Here is a 25,870-nt window from a genome sequence, read left to right as displayed (position 1 = left end):
ACCCGTCCGGTTGATCACTCCTCAGCGTCTCTGATCAGCTTAGTGACCCCATGCCAGACATGGCGTCTCGCATGGGATCTGCCCATCGTGGAGGGGTGGCGTGGGCGTGCAGATGGAAGCCCGCGCCCAATGCTGCTCCTCGCGGCCGGTGTCGGCTGGATGGGGGTCCCCCGGGACGGAGGCTGGGGGAGGGTGTGCTGATCGTCGCCACGCCCTGGTGCCGGTGGGCTGCGCGGGGCAGTGTCTTCCGGCCCGTTGATGCGTGTCCCTCCGGACGCTTGCCCGCCGAACCCGAGGGGCCGGTGGGGGAGGGTACCCTGCGTCGCCTGGGCGCGGGGCGTGTGGTTCGGCGCCGGGTGGGGCCAGTCTTGGACCGGTCGGCCCGGCTGATCTCGGTGGTTGGGGTGATGACCGCGGTCGTTTCGAGCTTGTCCACAACTGCGCGGATCACCATCTGCCCGGTGGCCCGGTCGGTGACCGTCTTGGCCTGGTGGGTGAGGCCGCGTGCGGCGATGCGCTGCCAGGCGCCGTGGTCACGGTCGCCCTGCCAGCCGCATCTGGCGCGGTCGGGGCAGATAGCCCATTTCCAGCCTCGTGCGGTGGGGCGGTCGGGGGCTTTGCGGTGCCGCAGTGGGGTGAGGCACTGGGGGCAGTGCCTGGAGGTGTTGCGGGGCGGGACTGTGACGACGGCGATACCTGCCTCGGCGGCCAGGTGCCGGATACGGTCGGCGATCTGCCCGCGCACCGTGTGGGACATGCGGGTGTTGTGGGTGCGGCCCATGCCCCCCGCTTCCATCGACCGCAGGTCTTCCAGGTAGATCACCGTGGCGTGGGCGGCGATGGCCTGGTCCACGCTCCAGCGGGCGGCGGCCCGGGCGAGGGCGGCGTTGAGGTTCGACCTGCGGTCCGACACGAAGCGGATCTCGTCCCGCAACACCTCGTGTCTGCCGGACAGTTCGTGCTGCCCGTCAGCGTCAATGAGCCGCTCAAGGTGGTCGGCTTTGGTGTGAAGGTGTTCCGAGAGGCGCCGGAGGCGGTGTTGTTTGGTGAGGATCCCGGCAGCCCGGAACTGGGCACCAGCCCCGAGCTGGGTGATGTGTCCGTCGTCATGGAGTCGGGCAGCGCCCGCGGACAGCAGGGTGTTCAGGCCCCAGTCCACGCCGAGGGCCACGGTGTGGCCGGTACGGCTGGTCCTGGGGACGGCGTGGGTGTAGGCGAGATCGGCGCGAACTTTCCCGCCCGTGATGCGCAGGGTGGGCAAGTGCAGCACCGCGCTAGGCGGGACCGTAGGAGGCAGCGGGACGGGACAAGCAACCCACGTCCAGTCCTGGTAGGAGCACGGGTCGGATCGGGTAGGCAGCTGCAAGCGCAGCAGCGCGCGCTGCGGATCGCCCTCGCCGCGTTCGATGGCGGCCTGCTGGCTGTCACACGCCGACAGCAGCAGCATCCGCGCTGCCCGGGGCGGGGCCTCCAGCTCGAACACATCAGCAGGCACACGGCCGTTCATCGCGACGAAGGCATCGATCTGCCGGGTGCGGGAGCGGATCACGACCGAAGGGAGATCCCGACCCCCGGGGATTGCCATCCGCACCTGGTCCCACTCCTCAGGTGTGCGCTTGCCCGGATCGCCCGGCCACGTCTCAAGGACTGCGGACGTCAGTTCGGCCCGCCAGTTGGCCGAGCGCAGAGCACGCCCGGCCTGCTCCTGGGCCATGCGCACGATCCGGTCATTGACCCTCACACCCCCGGCCGGAGCGGCCGTCCAGCCCAGTCGGCGCAGCGCCATCCACGCGCTCGACGGCAACTTCCGCCCGCTCGCGTCCGCGCCCGAGGCCAGGACGTCCACATCAGCGGCGTTCCAGTGCTCGGCCAGCAGGTCGGCGGCCATCCCCGACACCAGATCGGCGGCCCAGCCGACCCGCCGTGCCAGCACCGCGGCCGACAGCACCTCGCCCGTATTCTCCACCACGCCCGAGCGCAGTAGACCACGAGCACAGGCGGTCCGGGCCATTTCGCCCTCGCTTAGCGGCACCTTCCGCGTCACCGGCACCCCCCCTTCCCGCCCGTGGTGCTGTCATCCGATCAACGACACCCCCGCGAAAAGGTCACGCATTCGAACTACGCATTCAGATGCGAACCCGGACCGGACACACTGCACGACACCGACGAACGGCGCATCGCTACGGCTGCGAACGGAAACACACGAGCGCTCCGGTCCCCGGACGGCATCGGCCCTGCCTGCACCGACGGAAACTCCCATACTGGCTGGACGACACAGTCAACGGGAAGGTCCGACCGTGCTCAGCATCCCGGCACACACGCTCAACGACGGTACGCAGATCCCCGCCATCGGCCTGGGCACCTGGCCGATGAACGACGCACAGGCCGAGCAGGCGGTCGGCGCCGCGCTGGAGATGGGCTACCGGCTCGTCGACACGGCGACGAACTACCGCAACGAGACCGGAGTCGGCCGGGGCGTCGCGAACAGCGGCGTACCCCGTGAGGAAGTCGTGGTGACCACGAAGCTTCCGGGGCGGCACCACGGCTACGAGGAGACCCTCGCCTCCTTCGAGGAGTCCCGCGGCCGGCTCGGCCTGGACTACGTCGACCTGTATCTCATCCACTGGCCACTCCCCCGCGTCGACAAGTACGTCGACTCCTGGAAGGCCATGATCAAACTCCGCGAGGACGGCCTCGTGCGGTCGATCGGGGTCTCCAACTTCACGGCCGAGCACATCGAACGGCTGGAGAAGGAGACCGGGGTCCTGCCGGCCGTGAACCAGATCGAGCTGCACCCGCTGTTCCCGCAGGAGGACCTGCGGGCCTTCCACGCCGGCAAGGGCATCGTCACCGAGAGCTGGAGCCCGCTGGGCCGTGGCTCCGACCTGCTGGACGATCCCGCCGTCATCGGCCTCGCCGAGGCGCACGGGGTGACGCCGGGCCAGGTCGTGCTGCGCTGGCACACACAGCTGGGCGCGCTGCCCATCCCGAAGTCGGCCAGCCCCGGGCGGCAGCGGGAGAACCTCGACGTCTTCGGCTTCGAACTCGATGCCGCGCAGCTGGAGGCGCTCGCCGACCGCGCGCACCGGCGTCTGGGCGGGGACCCCGAGGTGCACGAGGAGTTCTGAGTGCCCGTCACCGGATTCTGCCCCCAACTGGCCTTCCGCGCCTCTATGTTCACAGCGGCACGTCGTCGATCGTCCGCTCACGCCGGGAGGCCGTTCCCATGCGCATGTTCCTCCGTACCGCCATAACCGGGGCGGTCGCAGCCGCCACTTTCGCGATCTGTGGCACCGCTGTGGCGACCCCGCCCGGTCCGGGGGTCACCGGAACGGTGATCGCCCGGACCACGGTCGGCGGCACCGACTACATCCTGCGAGAGATCACCATCCCGCCCGGGCAGGCGACCGGTTGGCACTACCACGACGGTCCGCTGTACGCCGTCGTGCAGCAGGGCACGCTCAGCCACCACGACTCCACCTGCGCGTCCGACGGCGTGTATCCGAAGGGCAGCACCATTCAGGAACCGGCCGGAGCGGGCAACGTCCACATCGGCCGCAATCTGGGCGACACGGCGGTCGTCCTCGATGTGCTGTACGTCCTGCCGCACGGGGCGCCGTTCTCGCAGGACGCGGCGAATCCGGGCTGCCCGTTCGAGTGATCAGACCGGTGGCAGGGGCTGTTCGGCCCAGATGGTCTTGCCGTTGACCGTCTGCCGGCTGCCCCACCGCTGGGTGAGCTGAGCGACCAGGAGGAGGCCGCGCCCGCCCTCGTCGTAGGCGTGTGCCCGGCGCAGATGCGGTGAGGTGGAACTGCCGTCGGAGACCTCGCAGATGAGGCTGCGGTCGCGGATCAGCCGTAGCCGGATGGGCGGTTCGCCGTAGCGGATGGCGTTGGTGACGAGTTCGCTGACGACGAGTTCGGTGACGAAGGCGGCCTCGTCCAGCCCCCACGCGGCCAGTTGCTCGGTGGCCTCCTGCCGGGTGACGGCCACGTGCGCGGGGTCCGGGGGCACGTCCCAGGTGGCGACCCGGTCCGCGCCCAGCGCCCGGGTACGGGCGAGCAGGAGGGCAACGTCGTCGCTGGGCTCTTCCGGCAGTACGGCCTTCAGCACCGTGTCGCACAGGGCGTCCAGGGTGTCGGTGCGGGCGGCCAGCGCCCGGCACAGCTCGGACGTGGCGTGGTCGACGTCGCGGTCCCGGTCCTCGATGAGACCGTCGGTGTAGAGGGCCAGGACGGCTCCCTCGGGGAGTTCCAGCTCCACCGACTCGAAGGGCAGCCCGCCGACGCCGAGCGGGGGCCCGGCGTTGATCTCGACCAGCCGCGTGGTGCCGTCGGGGAGGACCACGACGGGCGGGGGGTGTCCGGCGGCGGCCATGGTGAGGTGGCGGGTGACGGGGTCGTAGACGGAGTACAGGCAGGTGGCGCCGAGTTCGGCGGCCTCTTCGTCGCGGTCGTCGGACGCCAGGTGGGTGACCAGGTCGTCGAGGTGGGTGAGGAGTTCGTCCGGCGGCAGGTCCACGTCGGCGAGGGTGCGGACGGCCGTGCAGAGGCGGCCCATGGTCGCCGACGACGGGATGCCGTGCCCGACGACGTCGCCGACGACCAGGGCGACCCGGCTGCCGGACAGCGGGATCACGTCGAACCAGTCGCCGCCGATGCCGGCGAGGGAGCCGGAGGGCAGATAGCGGTGGGCCACCTCGACCACCGCCTGTCCGGGCAGTGCTCGTGGGAGCAGGCTGTGCTGGAGGGCCAGCGCGGTGGTGCGTTCGCGGGCGAAGCGGCGGGCGTTGTCGACGCAGACGGCGGCCCGGCTGGCGAGTTCCTCGGCGACGGCGGCATCGTCCGCGTCGTAGTCGTCGGGATTGGCGATACGGACGGCCACCGCGACGCCGAGCGTGGTGCCGCGGGCCCGCAGCGGCACGGCGAGCATCGAGTGGACGCCCTTGCGGTGTGGGCGGCCCGCCGGGGCCCGCGCGTTGCGTTCGGCGACCCAGCGCATGAAGTCCGGCTCGCCCGCCTGGCCGAGGACGGCCCGCCCCTCCCGCAGGGCCCGGGCGGGCGGCGAGTATCCGGGGTAGATCTCCGTGTCGCCCAGGTGCACGGCCGCCTCCGGAGTGCCTTCGGTACGGGAGCCGTGGGCGACGCGGCGCAGGACGATCTCCTGGTCCAGTGCCGTCGGGGCCTCGTCCGCCCCGAGGACCCAGTCGAGCAGGTCGACGCTGGCGAAGTCGGCGTAGCGCGGGACCAGGAGTTCCACGAGCTCTTCCGCGGTGCGCACCACGTCCAGGGTGGTGCCGATGGCGGCCGCCGCCTCGTTGAGCAGGGCCAGTCGCTGCCGGGCCCAGTACTGCCCGGTGCTGTCGAGGGCGGCCAGCGCGACTCCGGTGACGTCACCGGAGTCGTCCCGCACGGGCCACATCTCGATGTTCCAGGCGTGTTCCCGGTTGAGGGCGGGCGCGCTGGTGAAGCTCTCGTAGTGGACCGGTTGGCCCGTCTCGGCGACGCGGCGCAGATTGCTCTGGAAGCCGTGGCTGTGCTCGGCGTCCTCCACGGTCTCCAGGAAGGGCCTGCCCAGGAGCACCTCCTCCGGCACGCCCATGATCCGGCAGGCCGTGTCGTTGAGGCGCAGATAGCGCTGCCGGGTGTCGAAGACCGACATGGACATCGATGCCTGCTGGAAGGCCTGTCCCGCGAGGGTGGGTTCGGGGCCGCCGGGCCGGGCGGTGATCACATGTCCGCCGGGTGCGCCGTCCGGGCCCAGCACGGCGGTCGCCTGCACGGGGAGCGCCACGGTGGAGCCGTCACGGTGCCGCAGGACGACGGGGCCGGACAGCGCGGCCCGGGTCTGAGGCGACGGGTCCTCGGCGAGCAGATCGCGTGCCGCCCGTCCCACGACCTCCTCGGCCGCGTATCCGGTCAGCTTCCGGGCGCCTTCGCTCCACCCCGTGACGACACCCGAGGAATCGATGATCACCGTGGCGGAGGCGTGCTCCATATCGTCCAGAATGGCCCTCTTGTGGGGCCGTATCAACCGGCACCGGCGCCCCCGTGCCGGTTCGAGGTCACTTCCGGTGGTCGCGCAGCGCAGCGAGGGCGCGGTCGGCGTGGGTGTTCATGCGCAGTTCGCTGTGGACGGCCTCCAGGACGGTGCGGTCCTCGGCGATGACATAGGTGACGCGCTTGGTGGGCGCCATGGAGAAGCCGCGCTTCACACCGAACTGTTCCCGGACCGTCCCGTCGACGTCGGACAGCAGCGGCATGCCCAGGGTGTGCCGCTCGGCGAACTCCTGCTGGCGCTCGACGGAGTCCCCGCTGATCCCGACCGGGCGGGCGCCGACAGCGGCGAACTCGGCGGCCAGGTCCCGGAAGTGGCAGGCCTCGGCGGTGCAGCCGGCCGTCATTGCCGCAGGGTAGAAGAACAGCACCACGGGTCCCTCGGTGAGCAGTTCGGACAGGCGACGGCGAGTGCCGGTCTCGTCCGCCAGCTCGAAGTCCTCGACCTTGTCCCCGACCCCTATACGTCCGCTCACTGTGTGCCCCTCTGTGATTCCTGCCCGCGATCACTGGAGCGTAGCGCGGTCGCCCAGGCGTAGTTCAGGCGGTGCCCGCCGGTGTCGCTGCCTCGGGTTCCGGCTCGTCGTCGATGGCGTACGACAGGAAGTCGTCGACCATGCGGTGGAAGAGGGTGGCGAGCTGGCGCAGTTCCTCCGGAGGCCAGTCGCCGAGGGCGAGTTGCATGCCGCGGGCGCCCGCGTCGCGGATTTTGTCGATGGCCCGGCGCCCGGCGTCGGTGAGCTGGATGCGCTGAGCGCGGCGGTCGTCGGGGTCCGGGACGCGGGTGACGTAACCGGCCTTCTGCAGTTGCTGCACGGTGCGGGTGATGTGCGAGGCCTCCACGCCCAGCCGGGTGGCCAGCTCCCCGGGACGCAGCGGCTCCGAGTCGGCGATCTGGCGCAGCAGCGCCACGGCGGCCCGGTCCAGCGGCACGCCGGCCAGGGCCATCAGCCGGTCGTGCTGCCGGGCGCGCGTGCTCAGGTAAGTGATGCGGGTGAGCGCCCGCTCGATCTCGATCACTTCCGGGGACGCGGGGGCATCAGGCAGCTGTGGTGTGGGCATACGAGCCACTTTACCATCTTGTTGCGTAACTCAACTAATCTACGGCCCGTGCGAGGGCGCGTATGCATCGCGGGCGGTAGCGTCGTCAGTACGCCACGGAAAGCCGGAGAAGAGTCGTGCCCGAACTCCCGGATGTCGAAGGATTCCGCCGGGTCCTGCTCGATTGCGGGAGTCGCCGGTCCGTCACGGACATCGAGGTGCGGGACGCCGGAGTCCTACGGGGTGTCACCGAGAAACGACTCCGGAAGGAAGTGACGGGGAAGCGTCTCGGGAAGGCGTGGCGGCACGGAAAGTGGCTGTTTGTCCCCACCGACGGTGACCCGACCCTTGTCTTTCATTTCGGAATGACGGGATCACTGCGGTGCTGTGACCAGGACGAACCGATCGAGGCGCATGACCGCCTCGTCCTGACACTCGACGGTACCCGGAACCTCTGCTATCGCGATCAACGCAAGCTGCAGGGCGTGCAGTTGGCCGACGAAGCCGCCGTGAACCGAATTCTCGACGGTCTGGGCCCGGACGCCCGGGCCGTGAGCCGAGAAGAGTTTCTGGAACTGCTGTCGGAGCGGCGGGGTGCCGTCAAGAGTGCGCTGATGGACCAGTCCGTCATCGCGGGTCTCGGAAACCTCCTGTGCGACGAGATCCTCTGGCGGGCTCGCGTCGCCCCGCGACATCCGGCGCGGAATCTGGACGAGAAGACACTGCGGCGCATCCACGCGGCGATGGGTCGTGTCCTGACGACATCCGTGCGCGACGGGCGGGTGCCGCCACGCCGCTCCTGGCTGACCGGGCGCCGGGACGACAGCGAGCCGAGATGCCCCCGCTGCGGCGATCCCCTGCGTTCGAGTCGCAGCGCGGGACGCCGTACGGTCTGGTGCCCGCGGTGTCAGACCTGAACGGCGCCATGGCGCTCCGGGCAAAGGTGAGGCCGCGGGCGCGGGTCCCACCGCGTCCGCGGCCTCGTTCCCACGGCCGCTCAGCCACGGCACGAGTGCCCCAGAGCCACGCGAGCAAACACACTCCCCGCTGACTGAACCGTGTGGCGGCCTTTCCATCGCGTGCATCCCCGGGCACCGGGTACTCGGGGCGGAGCACGCTCATGACGCGTGGATCAGCCCTTCCCCCGAAAGGAGCCGGTCGTGAGGAGCGAATCCGGCGGCAAGGTCGTCGTCACGGGAGCCACCGGCAATGTGGGCACCAGCCTGGTGCGCCTGCTCGTGGAGGATGCGAAGGTCGGATCCGTGCGGGGCCTCGCCCGTCGGATTCCGGACTGGTCGCCCGGCAAGACCGAGTGGTCCGCGGTGGACCTGGCCTCCGAGGACGCCGACCTGGTCAAGGAGTTCGAAGGTGCCGACGCCGTGGTCCATCTGGCCTGGGCCTTTCAACCCACGCACGATCCGGCCGCGACCTGGCGCACCAACGTGCTCGGCAGCATCCGGGTGTTCGAGGCAGTGGCCGCGGCGAAGGTGCCGGCGCTGATCCATGCCTCTTCCGTGGGGGCGTACTCGCCGGGGCCCAAGGACCGCGCGGTGGACGAGTCGTGGCCGACGCATGGGTGGCCGGATGCCGCTTACTGCCGTGAGAAGGCCTACCTGGAGCGGGCTCTGGACTCCTTCGAGCAGCAGCACCCGGGCATCCGGGTGGTACGGATGCGGCCCGCCTTCCTCTTCAAGCGGGAGTCGGCGAGCGAGCAGCGCCGCATCTTCGGCGGCCGTTTCCTGCCGGGACCGCTGGCGCGTCCCGAGCTGCTGCCCGTCCTCCCCGACATCCCGGGCCTGCGGGTGCAGGCCCTGCACACCGACGACGCGGCGCAGGCCTACCGGCTGGCGGTGCACAGCGACCTGGGCGGCGCGTTCAACCTGGCGGGCGAGCCGCCCGTCGACGCGCAGGTGCTGGGCGAGATGCTCGGTGCCCGTCCGGTACGGCTGCCACGCCCGGCCGCCCGCTCCGCCATCGCCGCCGCATGGGGCCTGCACCTGCTGCCCGCCTCGCCCCACCTCTTCGACGCCGTACTCCGACTCCCCCTCATGGACTGCTCACGGGCCCACACCGAACTCCACTGGCAGCCGGAGCGTACGGCCGTAGAGGTGCTGGAGGAGTTCCTGCACGGGATGCAACGGGGAGCCGGCGCGGACACCGAGCCCCTCCAGGGCCGCAAAGTGGGCTGAGCCTGAGCCAACTCCCTCACGCCTGGTGGCGGAGCTGCGGCACGTCCCGCGCGTCGGCGAACGTGGTGAGGTCGTCCAGGAGCCGTTGCGTGTCCAGGGCCAGCGCGCCGAGGGCGGGGGTGGTCTCGTAGCGGCCGTCGGCGAGTACGGCGGTCAGACGCCGGTGCGCGGCGGTCATCTCGTTCAGCGCGCGGTCGCGGTCGTCGGCGCTGCCGGGGTCGAGTACGTCGCCGGCCGACCGCAAGAGGGGCGAGAGGATGCCCGGTACGCAGTCCGGAAGCGTGGTCGCGTCGTTCAGCGTACGGATCGCCGCTCGGATGTGTTCGGTGATCCTGTCCCAGGTGAGGTCCCAGTCGACCGACGGCGGTGGGACAACGGTCCGGCGCAGCTTGTGCCCCGGGTTGAAGCGGAAGCTCTCGTCCGACCAGCGTCGCGCGTCCCGCAGCTCCGCGACCACGTCGGTCAGTCGCAGGGCCCTGTCGTACCAGCCCCGCACTCGGCCGTCGTCGTACACGCCCTCGATGCCGTCGGCGACCTCGTGCAGCAACGTGGCGCAGTCCCGTGGGAGTTGGCTGCGCAGGCGGCGGACTCGGTCGGTGTGGACCGGCGGCAGCACCAAGGCGTTCACGCAGACCCCGATGGTCGCTCCGAGGAGGGTCTCCAGGAGGCGGTGCAGGATGTCGAAGCCGGCGTACGACTCGTACACGAGGACGAACAGTGCGGCGGTGGGTGCGTACAGGCCCTGAGAACCGAACCGGGTGTAGTTGCCGAGCAGGACCGTCAGGGGCAGGACCACCGCCATCGCGGCCATGGTGTTCTGGAGGAGCACGCCGCCGCCGGCGGCGAGAAGCGTTCCCGCGACGACCACCACGAATTGCTGCAGCGCGGACAGCAGGGAGCGGTAGACGGTGCTCTGCACCAGGAACAGCGCGGTCCATGGCGCCAGGAGGGCCATCGGCGCGTCCCACCACCAGCCCGCCAGCGCCCAGGCCAGTAGCGCGGCTCCCGCCGTCTTGAGGGACTGGACCGTGGTGTAGCGCTCGGGGCCGCGAGCGGTGACGCACCGGCGGACCGAGCGGCAGACGGATGTGGCTTCCCAGGTGAGTGAGTGCCACACGATGACGCTCGACTCCTTCCTCGGGGCAGCGGCGTGCGGCCGGTGGTGTTGGAGATCGCGGCGGTTTTCGGGAACGAGCAGGGCCGGCGAGCACCGGCACCGGCGCCGACGCTCAGCGGCGTACCGGCGGGCGGTCCCAGTGGCGGTGGGTGGCGATCGCGGCGGTCAGCTGCGACAGGAACACCTCGCTGGCCGGCCCGGTCGACGTCTCGGTGACCACGCCGCGGTCGGCCACGGTGCTGTCGCCGTCTCCGGCCAGGCGCAGGCCGTCCGGTTCCAGCAGGGCGACCAGATCGACGCCGCTGCCAAGGGCACCGACCGGCTTGCCGTGCCGGTAGGCGTCCCGTACGAACCGTTGGACCGTGGCGTCGCCGGCGAGTTCGGGAGCGCCGCCGCCCGGGATGACGACCGCGTCGTAGAGCACGGACGCGACCGTGGGCAGCGCCCGGTCGACCTGGTGCCGGCCGTCGTCGCTGTCGCGCACCGTGCCGTCGTGGAAGGCCAGTTCCTCGACGATCGCACCGCCGTCCTCCAGAACCTCCCGCACGGTGCCGACCTGGGCCGCGTCCACGCCGTCGGCGACCAGGACCGCGACCTGACGGGTACGGATACTGCCGTCGCCGCGGAGTTTGTCGCTCGTCATGCTCAGCGCCGGGGAGGGTTCCGGCTGCGGGGTGTCCTCCTTCTCGGGCGGCTCGACACCGATGCCCTCGGCCACGGCGGCGGCCAACCCGTGGTGCACATGGCCCAGTTGCTCGACGGTCCGCGCCCGTACCTGCGTCGACCCGACCTTGCCGAGTTCGAAACGGAAGGCGTCGATGACGTGCTGCCTCTCCCAGTCGGACATGCTCAGGAAGAACAGCGCCGCCTGGGTGTAGTGGTCCTTGAAGCTCTCGCTGCGCTTGCGGATCTTGTTCCCGTCCACCCGTTCCTGGAGATGGCTGTACGCGCTCGGGTCGGCGGCTCCGGCAAGCACCGGGCAGCCGCCGCTCAGGGAGTTGGGGCTGTAACTGGTGCCGCTGTGGATCTGTCCCTGGTGGAAGCCGTCCCGCTGGTTCGTGCGGACGTCCACGATCGGCCGGTTGACCGGGATCTGGGCGAAGTTGGGGCCGCCCAGGCGGATCAGCTGGGTGTCCAGATAGGAGAAGTTGCGGGCCTGGAGCAGCGGGTCGTTGGTGAAGTCGATGCCCGGCACGACGTTGGCCGTGTGGAAGGCGACCTGTTCGGTCTCGGCGAAGAAGTTCTCCGGGTTGCGGTCGAGGATCATGCGCCCGATGGGCCGTACGGGGATCTCCTCCTCCGGGATGATCTTCGTGGCGTCCAGGAGGTCGAAGTCGAAGGAGTGCTCGTCCTCTTCCGGCACCAGCTGCACACCCAGTTCGTATTCGGGGTAGTTGCCGGCCGCGATGTTGTCCCACAGGTCACGGCGGTTGAAGTCCGGGTCCCGGCCCTGCGTCTCCTGCGCTTCGTCCCACACCAGCGAGTGAACGCCCAGCACAGGCGTCCAGTGGAACTTCACGAACGTGCCCCTGCCCTCCGCGTCGACGAACCGGAAGGTGTGCACACCGAAGCCCTGCATCGTCCGGTAGCTGCGCGGAATGGCGCGGTCGGACATCAGCCACATCATCATGTGCAGGGTCTCGGGCTGGAGGGAGACGAAATCCCAGAGGGTGTCGTGCGCGGACGCGCCCGTGGGGATCTCGTTGTGCGGTTCGGGCTTCACGGCATGCACGAAGTCGGGAAACTTGATGCCGTCCTGGATGAAGAAGACCGGCATGTTGTTGCCGACTAGGTCGTAATTGCCCTCCGACGTATAGAACTTCGTCGCGAAGCCGCGGACGTCGCGCACCGTGTCCGCCGAGCCGCGCGGGCCCTGCACGGTGGAGAAGCGCACGAACACCGGCGTCCGCACGGACGGATCCTGGAGGAAGGCGGCCTTGGTGAACTCCGCACAGGACTGGTATGGCTGGAAGTAGCCGTACGCGCCGGCCCCTCGGGCATGCACCACGCGCTCCGGGATCCGCTCGTGGTCGAAGCGGGTGAGCTTCTCCCGGAAGTGGAAGTCCTCCATCAGCGTGGGGCCGCGTTCACCCACCCGGAGAGAGTCGTCGGTGTGATCGACCACCACTCCCTGATCCGTGGTGAGCGGGCCACCGGCGGGGTCGGGGGCGCGGTGGGCTTCGCGCTGCCGCTGCTTCGCGTCGTCGGCGGGACGGCGTTCGTGCGTGGTCATGACGGTTTTCTCCCTCGACTCTTCGACTGGGTCGGCAGGTTGGCTGGTCGGTCGTCGGGCGGTCGCCCGCTCGATCAAGAGGTCGCCCGCCCGTTCAAGCGGTCGCCCGCCCGTTCAATGCGCGTGTCCCTCCCGTAGCCGGATCTCGACCAGGCCGTCGCTGAGGCGTACGTCGAAGGCGGGCTGCGGTGCCGTGGACGGGCCGGCCACGCAGGCGCCGTCCGAGAGCCGGAACGTGCTGCCGTGCCAGGGACAGGTCACGCATCCGTCGCTGATCTCGCCCTCGGACAGAGGGCCCGAGAGATGGGCGCACCGCTCCGCCAGCGCGTGTATCTCTCCGGGGCTGTCGGAGTCCCGTACGAGCAGCACGGGCACCTCTCCGACCATCCGCCGGACGACACTGCCGCGCGGGAACTCCTCCGGGTCGCCGACCGCGTGCCAGCCCGCGTCGATCAGATGCGGCACGGCCTGGCTGTGGTTCACCCCCGCGGCCTGCCGGTACGCCAGGTGGCCGCCGAGATACCCGCCGACCGTGGCGGCCGTGAGTCCGGCGAAGCCGAGCAGCCGACCGCTCCGGCCCCTGCTGCGGGCCACGAGCGAGCCGGCGTAGAGGGCGACGGCCGCGGTGTTCGCCGCCGCGTGCACCACGCCCACGCGCTCCTGCTCGGGAAGCTGGTCCGCGAAGTCGACGGCCCCCGCCAGCGCGGCCGGGGCGGCGCCGGCGAGCCCGACGGCGACCAGCAGCCGGGCCGCGCGTTCGTTGCCGCGGGTCAGATCGAGCAGCGCGGCGGACGTCCAGGCGCCGATGGGGGTCTGCACCAGCACCGGGTGCAGGGGGTGGCCCTGCCAACGGCCGCGCAGCGCGTCCCGCAGGGGCCCGAGGGGCAGCGCGTGGACGCGCGTCCGGACGGGGGCCGCGACACGGTCGAGCAGGTCGGCGTCCTCCAGGACTTCGATCTTCGACAGGGGATTGCGCATGTGCGCCGGGTTTCCCGATCACTTCGGCGAAAACCTGGCGGCGGGCGTTCTTTCCAGCTCATCGGCATGGTGATCAACCGGGCCGAGTGCGGGTGGTCGCCGGTTCGCGCCGCGGGGTCGGCGCTCAGCCGGCCGAGGCGTACGTCCACCGCAGCAGGGCGCCGAGGCCACCCGCAGGGACGTCGCCCCTGCCCTCGCCGTCCGAAGGGGGAACGATCAGCACGTCGGCGTCGGTGACCGCCGCTGTCCGCAGCAGTGCGTCGTCGGCCCGCACGGGGAACGGGTCGCCCTCGCCCAGGATCTGCGCATCGGTTCGGCGCACCGCCACTTGGTCGGGATCGTTCCCTGCCCATGTCTCACGGGCCAGATCCGACCCGTCGGGACGAATCAGCAGCGTATCGATGCGGTGCTCCCTGACGGCTTCCACCAGGGCCGGGACGCCCTCCACCGCGTCCGCCGGACCGCCGGTGCCGCTGCGTCCGGCACGGAACCGGTCGAGCGCCTCCTCGATGCGCCGCCGGGTGTAGTCCCGGCGGGCCTGCTCGATGGCCTCTTCCAGCGCGGGAGAGAAGGAGCCGGCGGCATGGCCACCATGCTCCGTTTCCACCGTGACCTCCCGGACGGCCTCGGGCAGCTTGTCCCGCACGGCAGGCCGCTCGCGCGGGTCGCCGACCAGGACGACCAGGTCGGCGCCGGACTCCGCGTAGGCCGAACTCAGCGCTTCGGCGATCTCACGGGCGTTGTGGTCCCAGGTGTTCTCGACCTTCAGCTGGAAATGCCGCTCCGACCAGTCCGACGAGGCCGTACGGTGCACCGGCCAGCGCCGGCCCGCCACCTGCCCGGCGTCCTGCGGGCCAGTCGCCCCGCGCAGTTCGCAGTCGGCGCCGGTCCGGTCGATGTAGGCCACCAGGCAGACCGGATCCTGAGCGGAGAGCTCCAGCAGCGGTGTGAGCCGGGGCAGGGCGGTCCAGCGGGCGATCTGCCGCTGCGGCGGCCGGGAGAGACTGAGGCTGAGCACCACCTCTCCTCCGGTGGCGAAGATCGCTGTGCCGGCCGGGGCGTCCGCGGGCCGGATGCTGGTCAGGGCCTCGCGCACCGCTTGCACGGTCGCCGCGTCGGCGCCTTCCTCCCCCAGGTTCCGGCAGGCTTCCCGTACGGACAGCTCACGCCGCTTGGCCCCCGACTCGTCCTTCTGAGCGGGGTCGAAGTACACGGTGGCCCATGGGCCACGGCGCTCGAACAGTGGGGCCAGAAATGACAGCTGCACGATTCCTCCTCCTTCATCCCTGTTCCCGGGCCGGGTTCCCGGAGGACGAGGAGAGACACACGCAGCAGCCACCTCGCCTGCACCAGCTCACGGGCATGAGGGCGCACGGTGACGATGCTGACCCACAAGACCGCCCGCCGCGGCGGCGCCCTGCATCAAGTCCCCGCATAGGGTCCCCGCCGTACTCGCTGTGGTCACCTCGGTCACCTCGAAGCCCTTGACGATGCCCACGCTCGAGACTTCCCCCGTGGACTCCTCGCCGGCGTCCCGAGCGCCCTCATCACCGCCTGTGCCAGCCCCAAGGTCGGCGCCTGGCCGGGCTCACGATGCCTGCATGCCGCCGTCGACCGCGAGGACCACTCCGGTGACGTAGGAGGCGCGGTCGCTCAGCAGCCACGCGGCGGCCTCGGCGACTTCCTCGGGACGGGCCGCGCGGCGCAGCGGGGTGCTCGCGTTGAGCTGGTCGATGATGCCGGGCGATTCCGCTTCCCAGTGGCGCATCATCTCGGTCAGCGTGGTGCCGGGGGCGACGGCGTTGACGCGGATGCCTTCGGCACCGTAGGCGACGGCGGCCGACTCGGTGAGGCTGTGGACACCTCGCTTCATCGCGCTGTACGCGGGCAGTACGGGGTTGCCCTTCCAGCCGCCGACGGACGAGGTGTTGACGATGGCGCCCGTGCCCGCGGTCGTCCGGATGGCGGCGACCTGAGCGGCCAGGGCCAGCCAGACGCCCCTGAGGTTGACGCTGTACTGCTGGTCGAAGTCCGCCTCCGGCACCTGGTCCAGCGGGCCGGGCTGCCGGGTGGCGAGCGCCCCGTTGTTGAAGGCGACGTCGAGTCGGCCGTACACCTCCACGGTGCGGTCGACCGCGGCGCGCACGCTGGTCGTGTCGGCCAGGTCGCAGACCGCGTACTGAGCGGTGCCGCCCGCGGCCCGGATCTCTTCGGCTACCGCTTTGAGCTGGTCCTCGGTGCGGGCCGTGAGCAGGACGCGGGCGCCTTCCCGGGCGAACAGCCGCGCCGCGGCGGCGCCGATGCCGCGGCCGGCTCCGCTGATGAAGGCGACCTTGCCGGTCAGCAGACCCGGAGTGGCAGGGGCGGAGGTGTCGGTGGTCTGGGTGTTGTCCATGCCGTCGAGCCTGTTCCGGGCCGCGCACCCTGATCCAGGCACCGGCGGTACCTGGATCGGCTTCGCGGGCCCCGTACACACTGGGAGGCATGGATCGACGAGAGCTGGCCGGCTTCCTGCGCAGCAGGCGCGAGCGGATCACCCCCGCCGACGTGGGGCTGCCCGCCGGGCCCAGGCGCCGTACGCCGGGGCTGCGACGCGAGGAGGTGGCGCAGCTGGCGTTCATCTCCACCGAGTACTACACGCGCCTCGAGCAGGCCCGCGGACCGCGCCCCTCACGCGAGGTGCTGGCCGCTCTGACCCGTGCCCTGCGCCTGTCCGATGGTGAGCGCGCCCACCTGCACCACCTCGCCGGCGCCCCGCCCGCCCCGCCGCCAGGCCCCTGCCGCGAGGTACGCCCGAGCATCCTGGACCTGCTGCGGCGGCTGCCGCACGCCGCGGCGCTCGTCCTGTCCGCGACCTATGAGGTGATCGCCCACAACGACCTGGCGGCCGCCCTCCTGGACGACTTCTCCGCCCTGCCCCGGCACGAACGCAACTTCCTGCGCCGTACCTTCCTCGATGCGCGCGTGGGGCAGCCGCAGTGGTACAGCCGGTCCGGTATGGAGATCTTCGGCCGTACCGCGGCCCGGCATCTGCGGGCCGCCGCCGCCCGCTACCCCGACGACCCCGAAGTAGCCACGCTGGTGGACGACCTGCTCACCGGCAGCGCGGAGTTCGCCCGGCTGTGGGCCGCCTACGACATGTCGGTGGAACCCGCCCCGCACAAGACCTTCCGGCACCCCCTGATCGGTCCCATCACCCTCAACTGCGATGTCCTGGACATCACCGACCGGGACCAGCGAGTCGTGATCTACACGGCCGACCCCGGCTCCCCGGCCGAGGGGGCTCTGCAACTGCTGTCGGTGATCGGCACCCAGCGCATCGACGTACCCGGCTGACCGCAGCCTCCAGCGGTCGCTTCCCTTCCGTGCCTGCGCCGCGGCCGGCACCCTGGCGGGTCCGGTCGATCATGTGGCGGCATCCACGCTCGCCGAGCAGACGGCCGGCGAGACCGCGGACGCGGTGGCGAGGCCGATCAGCTCATCGAGTCGGTCGTGCGCCCTGGTCAGGTCGTCGATCTGGTTCCGGATGCGGTCGCGTTCGTGTTGTCAGGCTGATCGCCGGTGTCGCGATGTCCGCGGCGGGCGTCGCGGTCGAAGATGCCCATGATCTCGCAGGGGCCGCCGTCGGCGCCGATGGCGTGCGGCATCATCGTCGGGAACTCGGCCGCCTGGTTGGTCTCCATGCGGAAGCGGCGGTGGCCCAGCATCAGGATCGCGGTGCCGGACAGCACGACAAGCCATTCCCGGCCCGGGTGGGCGCGCATGCGTGACGGGTTGTCCGGCGGCGGCTCGGTCAGCCGCTGACGCATGACGCTCATGCCGGGCTCGCCCTTGATCGGCCAGCGCATCAGGCCGTGGGCACCGTGGATCGTGGGGCTGATGACGACATCGTCGGCGGCGTTCTCGACAAGCTGATCGAGGGTGGTGTCCAGGGCGCGGGCCAGGGTGACGAGCTGGTCCAGCGCGAGGCGGCGCCGGCCGTTCTCGATGCGGCTCAGCGAGGACTGGCTGAGGTGGGCGCGGGTGGCCAGTTCCTCCAGGGACAAACCCTGTGCGACCCGCAGAGCGCGGATGCGTTTGCGTACGAGGCTGTCCAGCGCGCCATCTTCTTGCGTCATAGGCAACAGAGTATGCCTTGGATGCAACTCGGGCTTAACGTCAAAGGCAGACGGCCCGGATGGGCTGGGTCCGCGCACGACAGAAAGGGCGCGAGGAGATATCCGTACAGACTTCCGCGTACATGTGCGCTGGCACTCGCGACCGACCTGACTGCCCAGGTCAGCGCCCTCGCCTCAGCCCAGAGCGGTACCGCCACCGCCTGACATCCGCAGCGCGCACTGCCGTTCCTTCCCTCCGCATTCCGGCGTCCGGGCAGAGTCCGACGCCGAACTCGCCCATGCCCTTTTGAGAGGAAACCAGAGGAATCCATGAGTACGAACCAGCCCGCACAGGGGGCCGCCGCCATAGCCGGCGGCGAGGGCGGCACACCGGACGCGCGTCAGCTGCGCACCATCCTGATCGCCGTCTCCATCGCACTGATGGCCGTCATCGCGTCGGTGTCCGGGCTGAACGTGGCCCAGACCCACATGGCCGTCGAGTTCGGGGCCTCACAGAACACGGTTCTGTGGATCATCAACATCTACACCCTGGCCCTGGCCGCACTGTTGCTGCCGCTCGGCGCGATCGGTGATCGCCTGGGCCGAAAGCCCATGCTGACCGCCGGACTTGGCATCTTCGGTGTCGCAAACATCCTGGCGGGCGTGGCCCCGACCGCCGAGGTCATGATCGCGGCCCGGGTGGCCGGCGGTGTCGGTGCCGCGATGATCATGCCGATCACGCTCGCCGTGATCACCTCCACCTTCCCCGAGGAGCAGCGCGGCAAGGCGATCGGCGTGTGGACCGGCGTCGCCGGAGGCGGCGGCATCCTGGGCATGTTCCTCTCCGCGCTCCTGGTCGATGTCGCGGACTGGCGCTGGCTGTTCGTGCTGCCGGTGGCCCTGGTCATCGTGGCCCTCGGCATGACACTGAAGTCGGTGCCCAACTCCCGTGAGCGCTCGGCCCATTCCTTCGACACCGTCGGCGCGCTGGTCTCCACCGTCGCCGTCATCGGCCTCATCTTCGTCCTCCAGGAGGGACCGCACCGCGGCTGGACCGCCCCCGCGACGGCGATCAGCCTCGCCGTCGGCCTCATCGCCGGCATCGGCTTCGTGGCCTGGGAACTGCACCGCCGAAACGCATCGCTGCTGGACGTACGCCTGTTCCGGGAGCGTGGCCTGGCCGGCGGCTCGATCACGCTGCTGGTGGTCTTCGGTGTCCAGGCGGGCATCGCCGTGGTCCTGTTCCCGTTCTTCCAGGCGGTGCTCGGCTGGTCGGGACTGCTGTCGACGGTGGCGATGATGCCGATGGCCGTCATGATGATGATGGCCTCCGGCCTGGCCCCCACGATGGCCGCCCGCATCGGCGCACGGTCGACCATGGCCGTGGGCATCGCGCTGGCCGGCGTGGGCCTGGTGCTGATGGCGCTGTTCGTCTCCGTGGACGGCGGCTACCTGACCATCCTGCCGGGCATGCTCGCCATGGGCATCGGCATGGGCCTGTCCATGACGCCTTCCACCGAGGCCATCACCGGCTCGCTGCCGCGTGAGAAGCAGGGCGTCGCCTCCGCACTCAACGACATCACCCGCGAACTCGGCACCGCGCTGGGCGTCGCCATGCTGGGCGCGCTCCTGTCCGCCGGCTACCGCAGCGCGATGGACGACCGACTGCACGGCGTCCCCCAGGGGACCGCGGACACCGCCCGCGAAGGCGTCGCCAACGCCGTCGAGGTCTCGGGCAGCGCGGGCTCGGACGCGCAGCAGATCGTCGATGCCGCCCAGCAGTCGTTCGTCGACGGCTGGCAGCAGGCGATGTGGGCAGGCGTCGCGGTGATGACCGCGCTGTTCGTCTACATCGCCCTGCGCGGCCCGAAGAACTCCACCCCCGTGGCGGTGGACGAGGCCGAGGCCGAGGTCGCCGAGGCGATCGTCGCCCGGTGATCGCGTAGGAAACACAGGCTGGCGGCGGGCATTGTCTGCCGCCGCCCTGCCCCAACTCAGCGGCGCAGGAGCATTCCTCTCGGGGCGCCGGGATAGGGCTCACCCGTGGAACGGATCTTGGCGGTTGGCGTCACCGGTGCCGGCAAATCGACGCTCGCTCAGACCTTAAGCGGTCGTCTGGGCCTGCCGTACCACGAGATGGCCGAGCCTCTCCGGATCATCGACTCACTCGGCTATCCGGAAGTCCGTGACCTGCTCTGGAACCGGGCCGACACCGTGATCTGGCTGGACTATCCCAAACGCGTCATCATGCCCCGCGTACTGCGCCGGTCCTTCCGGCGCAGCCTCAGACGCGAGGTCCTCTTCGGCGGCAACAGGGAAACCTGGACGGGCTGGATGAGCCGGGAGCACCCTGCCTGGTGGGCCTGGTCCCAACACGGGACCCGCCGCCGCGAAGTCGAGCACCGTGTCCGCGATCCCCGCTTCGCCCCTCTCGACACCCGCCGCTTCGGCCACCCCCATGACACGGCGACCTGGCTGGCATCCCTCTGACCCGGCGGGCACGCAGCTGGGCCCTACTTCCTCAACTACGGCTGAAACACGGCCCTTTCGCCGAACTTCAGCTGCCTGGTGTAGTGACCCCTGCCCCAGCCGTCCGTACGCTCCCCAGTGGTACTGATCCGTGGCCGATCGGTTCGCTGGGAGTGGAGGCTCGCCGTGCACCCTCGCCCTACCCGTCTGTTGATCTGGACAGCCCTGCTCACCTTGGTCATGGCCGTCCTGCCGGGGACCGCGACCGCGGCTGTCGGCGGCGAGGGCGGAGGTGGCAAGGGCTGGGGCGGCGCCCGGGTCGTGGCGGAGGAGAAGGTCGGGCCCCGTCTGCTCGACCTGACTGTTTCGTCGCCCGCTCTGGGGCGTACCGCCAAGGTGCGTCTGCTGACCCCGGACGGCTGGGACGAGCGGCGGAAGCACCAGCGGTGGCCGGTGCTGTTCTTGCTCCACGGCTGCTGCGACACGTATGACAGCTGGACCCGCGAAACCGACGTCGCGTCGCTGCCGCAGCTGCGCAACACACTGGTCGTCATGCCCGAGGGCGGACCGGCCGGGTGGTACAGCGACTGGTGGAACCACGGCAAGGGCGGTTCGCCGGCGTGGGAGACCTTCCACTTGCGCGAGCTGCGCCCGTTGCTGGAGCACGGCTATGGTGCCGGCCATCGCCGGGTGATCGCCGGGCTGTCCATGGGCGGCCTCGGCTCTCTGCTCTACGCCGCGCGCCAGCCCGGCATGTTCCGGGCAGCGGCGAGCTACAGCGGCGTGGTGCATCCCCTGTACGGCGACTTCCCGGCCGGACTGATGGACCTGCTGACGCAGTTCGGCGAAGACCCGCTCGCTCTGTGGGGCGATCCCGTGGCCCAGCGCGCCATCTGGGAGGCGCACGACCCGTACTACCTCGCGAACCGGCTGCGTTCGATCCCCGTTTTCCTCTCGAGCGGCGACGGCACCGCCGGCCCGTTCGATCCGCCCGGCGCCCATGACGATCTCGAGGCACTGCTCAACGACATGAACCACGTTGTCGCCGGCCGGCTGAAGGCCGCCGGAGTGCGGCTCACCACCGACTTCTACGGACCCGGCACCCACGACTGGCCCTACTGGGAGCGCGAACTGCACCGCTCCCTGCCGATGCTGCTGCACGCCCTTAAGCCGGGCCACTGACGGAGCGGGGCGGATCGGTGAGTCACTGGCGCTCCTCAGCGCCAGGGATCGAGGGCGTGCTTGCCAAGGGTCTGGCCCGCTTCGAGTTGCCGCAGCACCGTCGGCCCCTCGGCCAGGGGATGAACCTGGGGGGTGCCAGGCGGGTACACGCCTTGGGCGATGAGCGCCTCGAGTTCGACGAGCAACGATCGATAGATGGACGGGGCGGCGGCCGCCAACGCACCGATGTGCACGCCTTTCACTTGTACTTGGTGGGTGAAGATCAGGTCGTGCGTGCTGAGGTTGGCGTCTCCGGAGGCGGCGCCGAACACGACGACGCGGCCGGTGAAGGGTTTGGTGACCGACAGGCTGACCTCGAACGTGGCACGTCCCACCGATTCAAGGACCAGGTCAACACCGCCGGTCAGGCGGGTGATCGCCTCGGCCAGACCTGGGTGTGCGCGGTCCAGGACCTCGTCGGCGCCGAGCGCTCGGACGGTGTCGTGCTTGGCTGGTGACGCCGTGGCGATCACGCGCGCACCGTAGTGGCGCGCGAGGCGGACAGCGGCCTGCCCCACGCCTCCGGCCGCGGCATGCACGAGCACCACGTCACCTGACTTGACCTCGCCCAACGGCTTCAGCGCCGCCAATGCGGTCGCCCAGTTCAGCACCAGGCCCAGGACTTCGGCTTCGCTCCAGCCTGCAGGGACGGGAAGAACCCCCGCGGCCGGCATCGTCATGTACTGCGCGAAGGCGCCCGGTCCCGTGCCGACGACACGGGTGCCGAGTGGGAGCGGGCTCTCGATTCCCGGGCCGACCTCCACAATCTCGCCGGCGGCTTCAAAACCCGCCACGTAGGGCGCCTGCGGACCTCCTCCGTAGGTGCCGTGGGCCTGCATCACGTCCGCGAAGTTGACCCCCGCCGCGCCCACTCGGATCAGATACTCGCCAGGCCTTGGGGCGGGGAGGCGGTGATCTGTCGTGAGGGTCAGGTCCCTTGGTCCTCGGCGCGACCTCTGGACCAGTGCCCGTACCGTCTGCTCAGCGGTGTGTCGCCGCTCATCGATCTCCATGCACGGGACCGTAGAAGCCTCACACCGACGTCAAGGTCAAGTCGCGGTCACCGATCGGTCCGGCGAGCCTCTCGCAAGTAGGCGTCGAGAGCCGCCCGCTGATCGCTGAGACTGACGATGCGTGCGGCGAGCCGATCGCGATACCTCTGCACCTCCTGCAGGAATTCCGCGCACACCACCTCAACGTCGGCGTCAGCTTGGGCAGTGAGGTGGGGCAGGACTTCCTTGATCAACCGCACGGGCAGCCCGGACTCCAGCAGTGAGCGGATGACACGGACCCGGTCGATGGTGGACCGACAGTAGTCCCGGTACCCATTGCCGCATCGCCCAGGAACGATCAAGCCCTCGTCCTCGTAGTAACGCAAAGACCTGGCACTCACGCCGCTGACCTTGGACGCTTCGCTGATCTTCATGCCCGGACAACGTCTGGGCGTCCCGCAATCTTCCAGCGCTCCGCGCTCCAACGAAGGCGAAGACCACGTCGGCTCCAGGCGAGGGTGGCCTCGGCGAGGACCACGATGCGGCCGCTGCCGAGCCGGCGTACGAACCGCTGTCCCCATCCGCCCGTGCCGCTGACGACCACGACGTCACCGACGGGCGTCAGCCGCACACGCAGGGCGCGCCCGTCGTCCGGGTCGGGGACGCGCTCGACATGACCGGATCTCTCCAACTGCCGCACCTGCCGGGTGACATGGGATGCCTCCACGGCGAGCAGCTGGGCCAATTCCCCCAGCCGCAGCGGCTCCGCGTCGGCCAGCCCGCGCAGCAGTGCCACCGCCGCCCGGTCGAGTTGCACGCCCGCCAGCGCCGTCAGCACGGCGTGCCGCCGGGCACTGGCGTTCAGCTAGGCGGCACGGGTGAGGGCCCGCTCGATCTCGACCGTTTCCGGTGACGGGGCGACCGTCGGCGACAAGGGCGACATGCCGAGCACCCTACCCTTCTGCTTGCCTAACTCAAGTATTCGTCACCGGCGGGCAGCGGGACGATCAGGGACTCAGTGTCACGGGAGCCAGCCAGATGCCGACGACCGCGTCCGTCAGCCCGGTCGCGGCGTCGTTCCAATTGGCCCTCGGGGTGGGGGCGTTCTCGGCGAGCGCGCGCTCCCGTTCGGCGGAGACGTGCAGGATCAGATGGCGTGCCATGTCGCCGCGTTCGGCACGCACGTCGGCCGGCAGGTCGGGCAGACAGCGCCGCAGACCGTCGATGACCTGCCGCAACGTGGGTGAGCCGAGAGACTCCTCGATCATGATCTCGTACAGCGCGGGGTCGGTCATCACCTGGGCGCAGAAGCGGGCGTACCAGGTGGGGCTGCCCAGGGCCGCGAGATGTTCGGGTACGGGGCGCACCAGGCAGTCCACCCAGTCGCGTACGTCGGTGGAGTCGCCGATCTGGGCCAGCAGCCGGGACCGGATCTCCTGGATGCGTCCGTCGTGCTTGCGGACGATGGCGCGGATCAGGTCGGCCTTGGTGCCGAAGTGATAGCCGACAGCGGCATTGTTGCCCTGCCCGGCGGCCTCGCTGACCTGACGGTTGGACACCGCGTACACGCCCCGCTCGGCGAACAGCCGCTCGGCCGCGGTCAGGATCAGCTCGCGGGTCGCGTTGACCTGTTCCGCACGTATCGCCCTGCCCGCCATGATCACCACTTCACCGGGACTTCCCTCAGCCCTCCGACGGCCAGTCCCTCGAGCCGCCGCAGGTCCGCCGCATCGACGGCGAGTTCCAAACACGGAAGCCTACTGGCGCGGATGGACCTGCCGGCCGGGGCTCGCACCGCCGCCGCCCGCGGACCGCTGACGCGTCACTTCGCGGAGAGTTTCTCCAGCCACTGCTGAAGCAACGCCGCCTCCGCCGGGGTCAGTTCCTCCGGCTGTTCGGCCCGCAAGCGGGCTGCGAGGGTGGCAGCCGCCACGGGCACGGCTGCGTCCTCATGGCGTACGGCCGAGTCGCCCGGGCGGGTCAGCGAGTCGATCACGGCGTCGCGCAACCGGGCCGAGAACTGTGGATCGGGGTACTGCTCGGGCCGGGTGAGCATCGACAGGGCGGCTCCGACGTTCGCCGACATGATCACCCGGGTCGCGAGGGCGGGCGGAACGGTCAGCCGCCCGGCCGCCGCGCACCGCTCCAGGATGCCGTGCAGCAGGTCGTGCGCCTCTTTGGCCGCGGCGGGCGGTGCGGTGAGTTCGGGTGAGTACATCAGGCGGTAGTAGTTGGGGTGGTCCAGCGCGAACCGCATGTGGTTGTCCCAGCCGCTCCGCAGGTCGGCGACCGGATCGTCGCTGGGGCGGGCCGCCCGCTTGGACGCGAGGTACTGCTCGAATCCCCGGTCGACCACCGCGGACAGCAGCCCGGCCTTGTCGCCGAAGAGCCGGTAGAGCATCGGCGCACCCACTCCGGCCGCCTCGCACACGGCACGCGTCGAGACATCGGCGACCGGCGCGGCGGCGAGCAGTTCGGCGGCCGCTTCCAGGATCTTTTCCCTCGCATCCATGCGTTCACAGTACGCCATTCGTAGCATCGATACGAGTTACCGGTTACCGGCGCTACGCGGCTGTGTTATCGTCGATCCGTAATCACCGTAGCAGTGCTACGAAAGGAATCCGTCATGACCACTCCGCAGCAGACAGACCAGCGCGTCGCGATCGTCACCGGCGCCTCGCGCGGCATCGGGCGGCAGGTCGCCCAGCAGCTCGCCGCCGACGGATTCGCCGTCGTCGTCGGGTACGCGGGCAACAAGGGCGCGGCCGAGGAGGCCGTGCACACCATCGAGGCCGCCGGGGGCACCGCCGTGGCCGCCCGCGCGGACGTCGCCGACGAGGGCGAGGTCGCCGCCATGTTCGACCTGGCGGAAGCCACGTACGGCGGCGTCGACGCGGTCGTGCACGCGGCCGGCCGGATGGCCCTCTCCCCCGTCGCGGAACTCGACCTCGACGAGCTGGACGCCCAGTACCGCACCAACGTCCGCGGCGCCTTCGTCGTCGACCAGCAGGCCGCGCGCCGGCTGCGTCCGGGCGGCGCCCTCGTCAACTTCTCCACCTCGGTCGTCGGACTGCTCTTCCCCGGCTACGGCGCCTACGCCTCCGGCAAGGCCGCGGTCGAGACCCTCACCCGGATCCTGGCCAGGGAGCTGCGCGGCCGTGACGTGACCGTCAACGCCGTCGCCCCCGGCCCCACCGCCACCGACCTGTTCCTCGACGGCAAGGACGAGGAGACCATCGCCCGTCTCGCCGCGCAGCCCCCACTGGAGCGCCTGGGCACCCCCCAGGACATCGCCTCCGTCGTGTCCTTCCTGGTCAGCCCGGCCGGTCACTGGGTCAACGGACAGGTGCTGCGCGCCAACGGCGGCATCGTCTGACCCCTGCCGCGCCTCCAGCGGCTTCGCCGCCCAGCCGACAGCGCCGTTCAGGGGAAACCGGCGGGCGGGACGAGTGGCGGCGCGCGGGTCCGTCGACAAC

Annotated in this window: 24 protein-coding genes; 9 read left to right on the top strand and 15 right to left on the bottom strand. The window is 70.6% G+C overall.

Annotation, left to right across the window (positions count from 1 at the left end):
• Window positions 1-34: 34 nt before the first annotated feature.
• Window positions 35-1,969, bottom strand: a complete 1,935-nt coding sequence (locus OG828_RS45915) for a zinc ribbon domain-containing protein (RefSeq protein ID WP_328370848.1) — start codon at window positions 1,967-1,969, stop codon at window positions 35-37.
• A 328-nt stretch (window positions 1,970-2,297) separates the two neighbouring features.
• On the opposite strand from OG828_RS45915, the gene OG828_RS45910 reads away from it, so the two are divergent.
• Together OG828_RS45910 and OG828_RS45905 are read left to right on the top strand one after the other, a co-directional pair.
• Window positions 2,298-3,128, top strand: coding sequence for an aldo/keto reductase (locus OG828_RS45910; protein ID WP_328504505.1), 831 nt, complete (start codon window positions 2,298-2,300; stop codon window positions 3,126-3,128).
• Window positions 3,129-3,226: 98 nt separating this feature from the next.
• The gene (locus OG828_RS45905; RefSeq protein ID WP_328370843.1) at window positions 3,227-3,661 is read left to right on the top strand and encodes a cupin domain-containing protein; all 435 of its coding nucleotides are present in this window, start codon (window positions 3,227-3,229) and stop codon (window positions 3,659-3,661) included.
• On the opposite strand, the gene OG828_RS45900 is transcribed toward OG828_RS45905, so the two are convergent.
• The 3 genes from OG828_RS45900 to OG828_RS45890 all read right to left on the bottom strand — a co-directional run bounded on the left by OG828_RS45900 (window position 3,662) and on the right by OG828_RS45890 (window position 7,119).
• A complete protein-coding gene (locus OG828_RS45900) occupies window positions 3,662-6,010 on the bottom strand; it encodes a SpoIIE family protein phosphatase (protein WP_328505053.1) in 2,349 nt (782 codons plus the stop codon). It lies immediately after the preceding gene.
• Window positions 6,011-6,065: 55 nt separating this feature from the next.
• The gene (locus tag OG828_RS45895; protein ID WP_328370841.1) at window positions 6,066-6,533 is read right to left on the bottom strand and encodes a peroxiredoxin; all 468 of its coding nucleotides are present in this window, start codon (window positions 6,531-6,533) and stop codon (window positions 6,066-6,068) included.
• A 64-nt stretch (window positions 6,534-6,597) separates the two neighbouring features.
• Window positions 6,598-7,119, bottom strand: coding sequence for a MarR family winged helix-turn-helix transcriptional regulator (locus tag OG828_RS45890; RefSeq protein WP_328442025.1), 522 nt, complete (start codon window positions 7,117-7,119; stop codon window positions 6,598-6,600).
• Between the two features lie 116 nt (window positions 7,120-7,235).
• On the opposite strand from OG828_RS45890, the gene OG828_RS45885 reads away from it, so the two are divergent.
• Window positions 7,236-8,015 carry an Fpg/Nei family DNA glycosylase gene (locus OG828_RS45885; protein ID WP_328504504.1) on the top strand — a complete coding sequence of 260 codons (780 nt, stop codon included), beginning with the start codon at window positions 7,236-7,238 and terminating at the stop codon, window positions 8,013-8,015.
• A gap of 243 nt (window positions 8,016-8,258) precedes the next feature.
• Complete coding sequence (locus OG828_RS45880; RefSeq protein WP_328370835.1) at window positions 8,259-9,287, top strand: SDR family oxidoreductase; 1,029 nt, start codon at window positions 8,259-8,261, stop codon at window positions 9,285-9,287.
• A gap of 16 nt (window positions 9,288-9,303) precedes the next feature.
• On the opposite strand, the gene OG828_RS45875 is transcribed toward OG828_RS45880, so the two are convergent.
• The 5 genes from OG828_RS45875 to OG828_RS45855 form a co-directional block, all read right to left on the bottom strand.
• Window positions 9,304-10,404, bottom strand: a complete 1,101-nt coding sequence (locus tag OG828_RS45875; protein ID WP_328504503.1) for an FUSC family protein — start codon at window positions 10,402-10,404, stop codon at window positions 9,304-9,306.
• A gap of 112 nt (window positions 10,405-10,516) precedes the next feature.
• Window positions 10,517-12,637, bottom strand: a complete 2,121-nt coding sequence (locus OG828_RS45870) for a catalase (protein ID WP_328504502.1) — start codon at window positions 12,635-12,637, stop codon at window positions 10,517-10,519.
• Between the two features lie 114 nt (window positions 12,638-12,751).
• A complete protein-coding gene (locus tag OG828_RS45865) occupies window positions 12,752-13,615 on the bottom strand; it encodes a Rieske (2Fe-2S) protein (protein ID WP_328504501.1) in 864 nt (287 codons plus the stop codon).
• A gap of 124 nt (window positions 13,616-13,739) precedes the next feature.
• Window positions 13,740-14,882 (bottom strand): baeRF2 domain-containing protein, encoded by a 1,143-nt coding sequence (locus OG828_RS45860; protein WP_328504500.1) that lies wholly within the window; start codon window positions 14,880-14,882, stop codon window positions 13,740-13,742.
• 321 nt (window positions 14,883-15,203) lie between these two features.
• The gene (locus OG828_RS45855; RefSeq protein ID WP_328504499.1) at window positions 15,204-16,010 is read right to left on the bottom strand and encodes an SDR family NAD(P)-dependent oxidoreductase; all 807 of its coding nucleotides are present in this window, start codon (window positions 16,008-16,010) and stop codon (window positions 15,204-15,206) included.
• Between the two features lie 89 nt (window positions 16,011-16,099).
• On the opposite strand from OG828_RS45855, the gene OG828_RS45850 reads away from it, so the two are divergent.
• Window positions 16,100-16,951, top strand: coding sequence for a helix-turn-helix transcriptional regulator (locus OG828_RS45850; RefSeq protein ID WP_328370822.1), 852 nt, complete (start codon window positions 16,100-16,102; stop codon window positions 16,949-16,951).
• A gap of 167 nt (window positions 16,952-17,118) precedes the next feature.
• On the opposite strand, the gene OG828_RS45845 is transcribed toward OG828_RS45850, so the two are convergent.
• Window positions 17,119-17,733, bottom strand: a complete 615-nt coding sequence (locus tag OG828_RS45845) for a helix-turn-helix domain-containing protein (RefSeq protein WP_328504498.1) — start codon at window positions 17,731-17,733, stop codon at window positions 17,119-17,121.
• A 309-nt stretch (window positions 17,734-18,042) separates the two neighbouring features.
• Here OG828_RS45845 and OG828_RS45840 point away from each other — a divergent pair, with 309 nt between their 5' ends.
• From OG828_RS45840 to OG828_RS45830, 3 genes are all read left to right on the top strand, one after another.
• On the top strand, window positions 18,043-19,650 hold the full coding sequence (locus tag OG828_RS45840) for an MFS transporter (RefSeq protein ID WP_328504497.1): 1,608 nt from the start codon (window positions 18,043-18,045) through the stop codon (window positions 19,648-19,650).
• Between the two features lie 198 nt (window positions 19,651-19,848).
• On the top strand, window positions 19,849-20,202 hold the full coding sequence (locus tag OG828_RS45835) for a hypothetical protein (protein WP_443062478.1): 354 nt from the start codon (window positions 19,849-19,851) through the stop codon (window positions 20,200-20,202).
• A gap of 219 nt (window positions 20,203-20,421) precedes the next feature.
• On the top strand, window positions 20,422-21,363 hold the full coding sequence (locus OG828_RS45830; protein WP_443062536.1) for an alpha/beta hydrolase: 942 nt from the start codon (window positions 20,422-20,424) through the stop codon (window positions 21,361-21,363).
• Between the two features lie 35 nt (window positions 21,364-21,398).
• Here OG828_RS45830 and OG828_RS45825 read toward each other — a convergent pair whose 3' ends face one another.
• The 5 genes from OG828_RS45825 to OG828_RS45805 form a co-directional block, all read right to left on the bottom strand.
• Window positions 21,399-22,415, bottom strand: coding sequence for an NADPH:quinone oxidoreductase family protein (locus tag OG828_RS45825; protein ID WP_328442011.1), 1,017 nt, complete (start codon window positions 22,413-22,415; stop codon window positions 21,399-21,401).
• A 47-nt stretch (window positions 22,416-22,462) separates the two neighbouring features.
• The gene (locus tag OG828_RS45820; RefSeq protein ID WP_328504494.1) at window positions 22,463-22,828 is read right to left on the bottom strand and encodes a MerR family transcriptional regulator; all 366 of its coding nucleotides are present in this window, start codon (window positions 22,826-22,828) and stop codon (window positions 22,463-22,465) included.
• Window positions 22,825-23,232, bottom strand: coding sequence for a MarR family transcriptional regulator (locus tag OG828_RS49750; RefSeq protein ID WP_443060249.1), 408 nt, complete (start codon window positions 23,230-23,232; stop codon window positions 22,825-22,827). The genes OG828_RS45820 and OG828_RS49750 overlap by 4 nt, the downstream gene beginning before the upstream one ends.
• A 169-nt stretch (window positions 23,233-23,401) precedes the next feature.
• The gene (locus tag OG828_RS45810) at window positions 23,402-24,052 is read right to left on the bottom strand and encodes a TetR/AcrR family transcriptional regulator (protein ID WP_328504493.1); all 651 of its coding nucleotides are present in this window, start codon (window positions 24,050-24,052) and stop codon (window positions 23,402-23,404) included.
• A 164-nt stretch (window positions 24,053-24,216) separates the two neighbouring features.
• The gene (locus OG828_RS45805; RefSeq protein WP_328504492.1) at window positions 24,217-24,906 is read right to left on the bottom strand and encodes a TetR/AcrR family transcriptional regulator; all 690 of its coding nucleotides are present in this window, start codon (window positions 24,904-24,906) and stop codon (window positions 24,217-24,219) included.
• 114 nt (window positions 24,907-25,020) lie between these two features.
• Here OG828_RS45805 and OG828_RS45800 point away from each other — a divergent pair, with 114 nt between their 5' ends.
• Entirely contained in the window at window positions 25,021-25,770 is a 750-nt protein-coding gene (locus tag OG828_RS45800; protein WP_328370801.1) for an SDR family oxidoreductase, read from the top strand.
• Window positions 25,771-25,870 lie beyond the last annotated feature (100 nt).

The sequence above is a fragment of the Streptomyces sp. NBC_00457 genome (assembly GCF_036014015.1).
Classification (GTDB): Bacteria; Actinomycetota; Actinomycetes; order Streptomycetales; family Streptomycetaceae; genus Streptomyces.
This window is presented reverse-complemented; position numbering and strand designations above follow the sequence as displayed.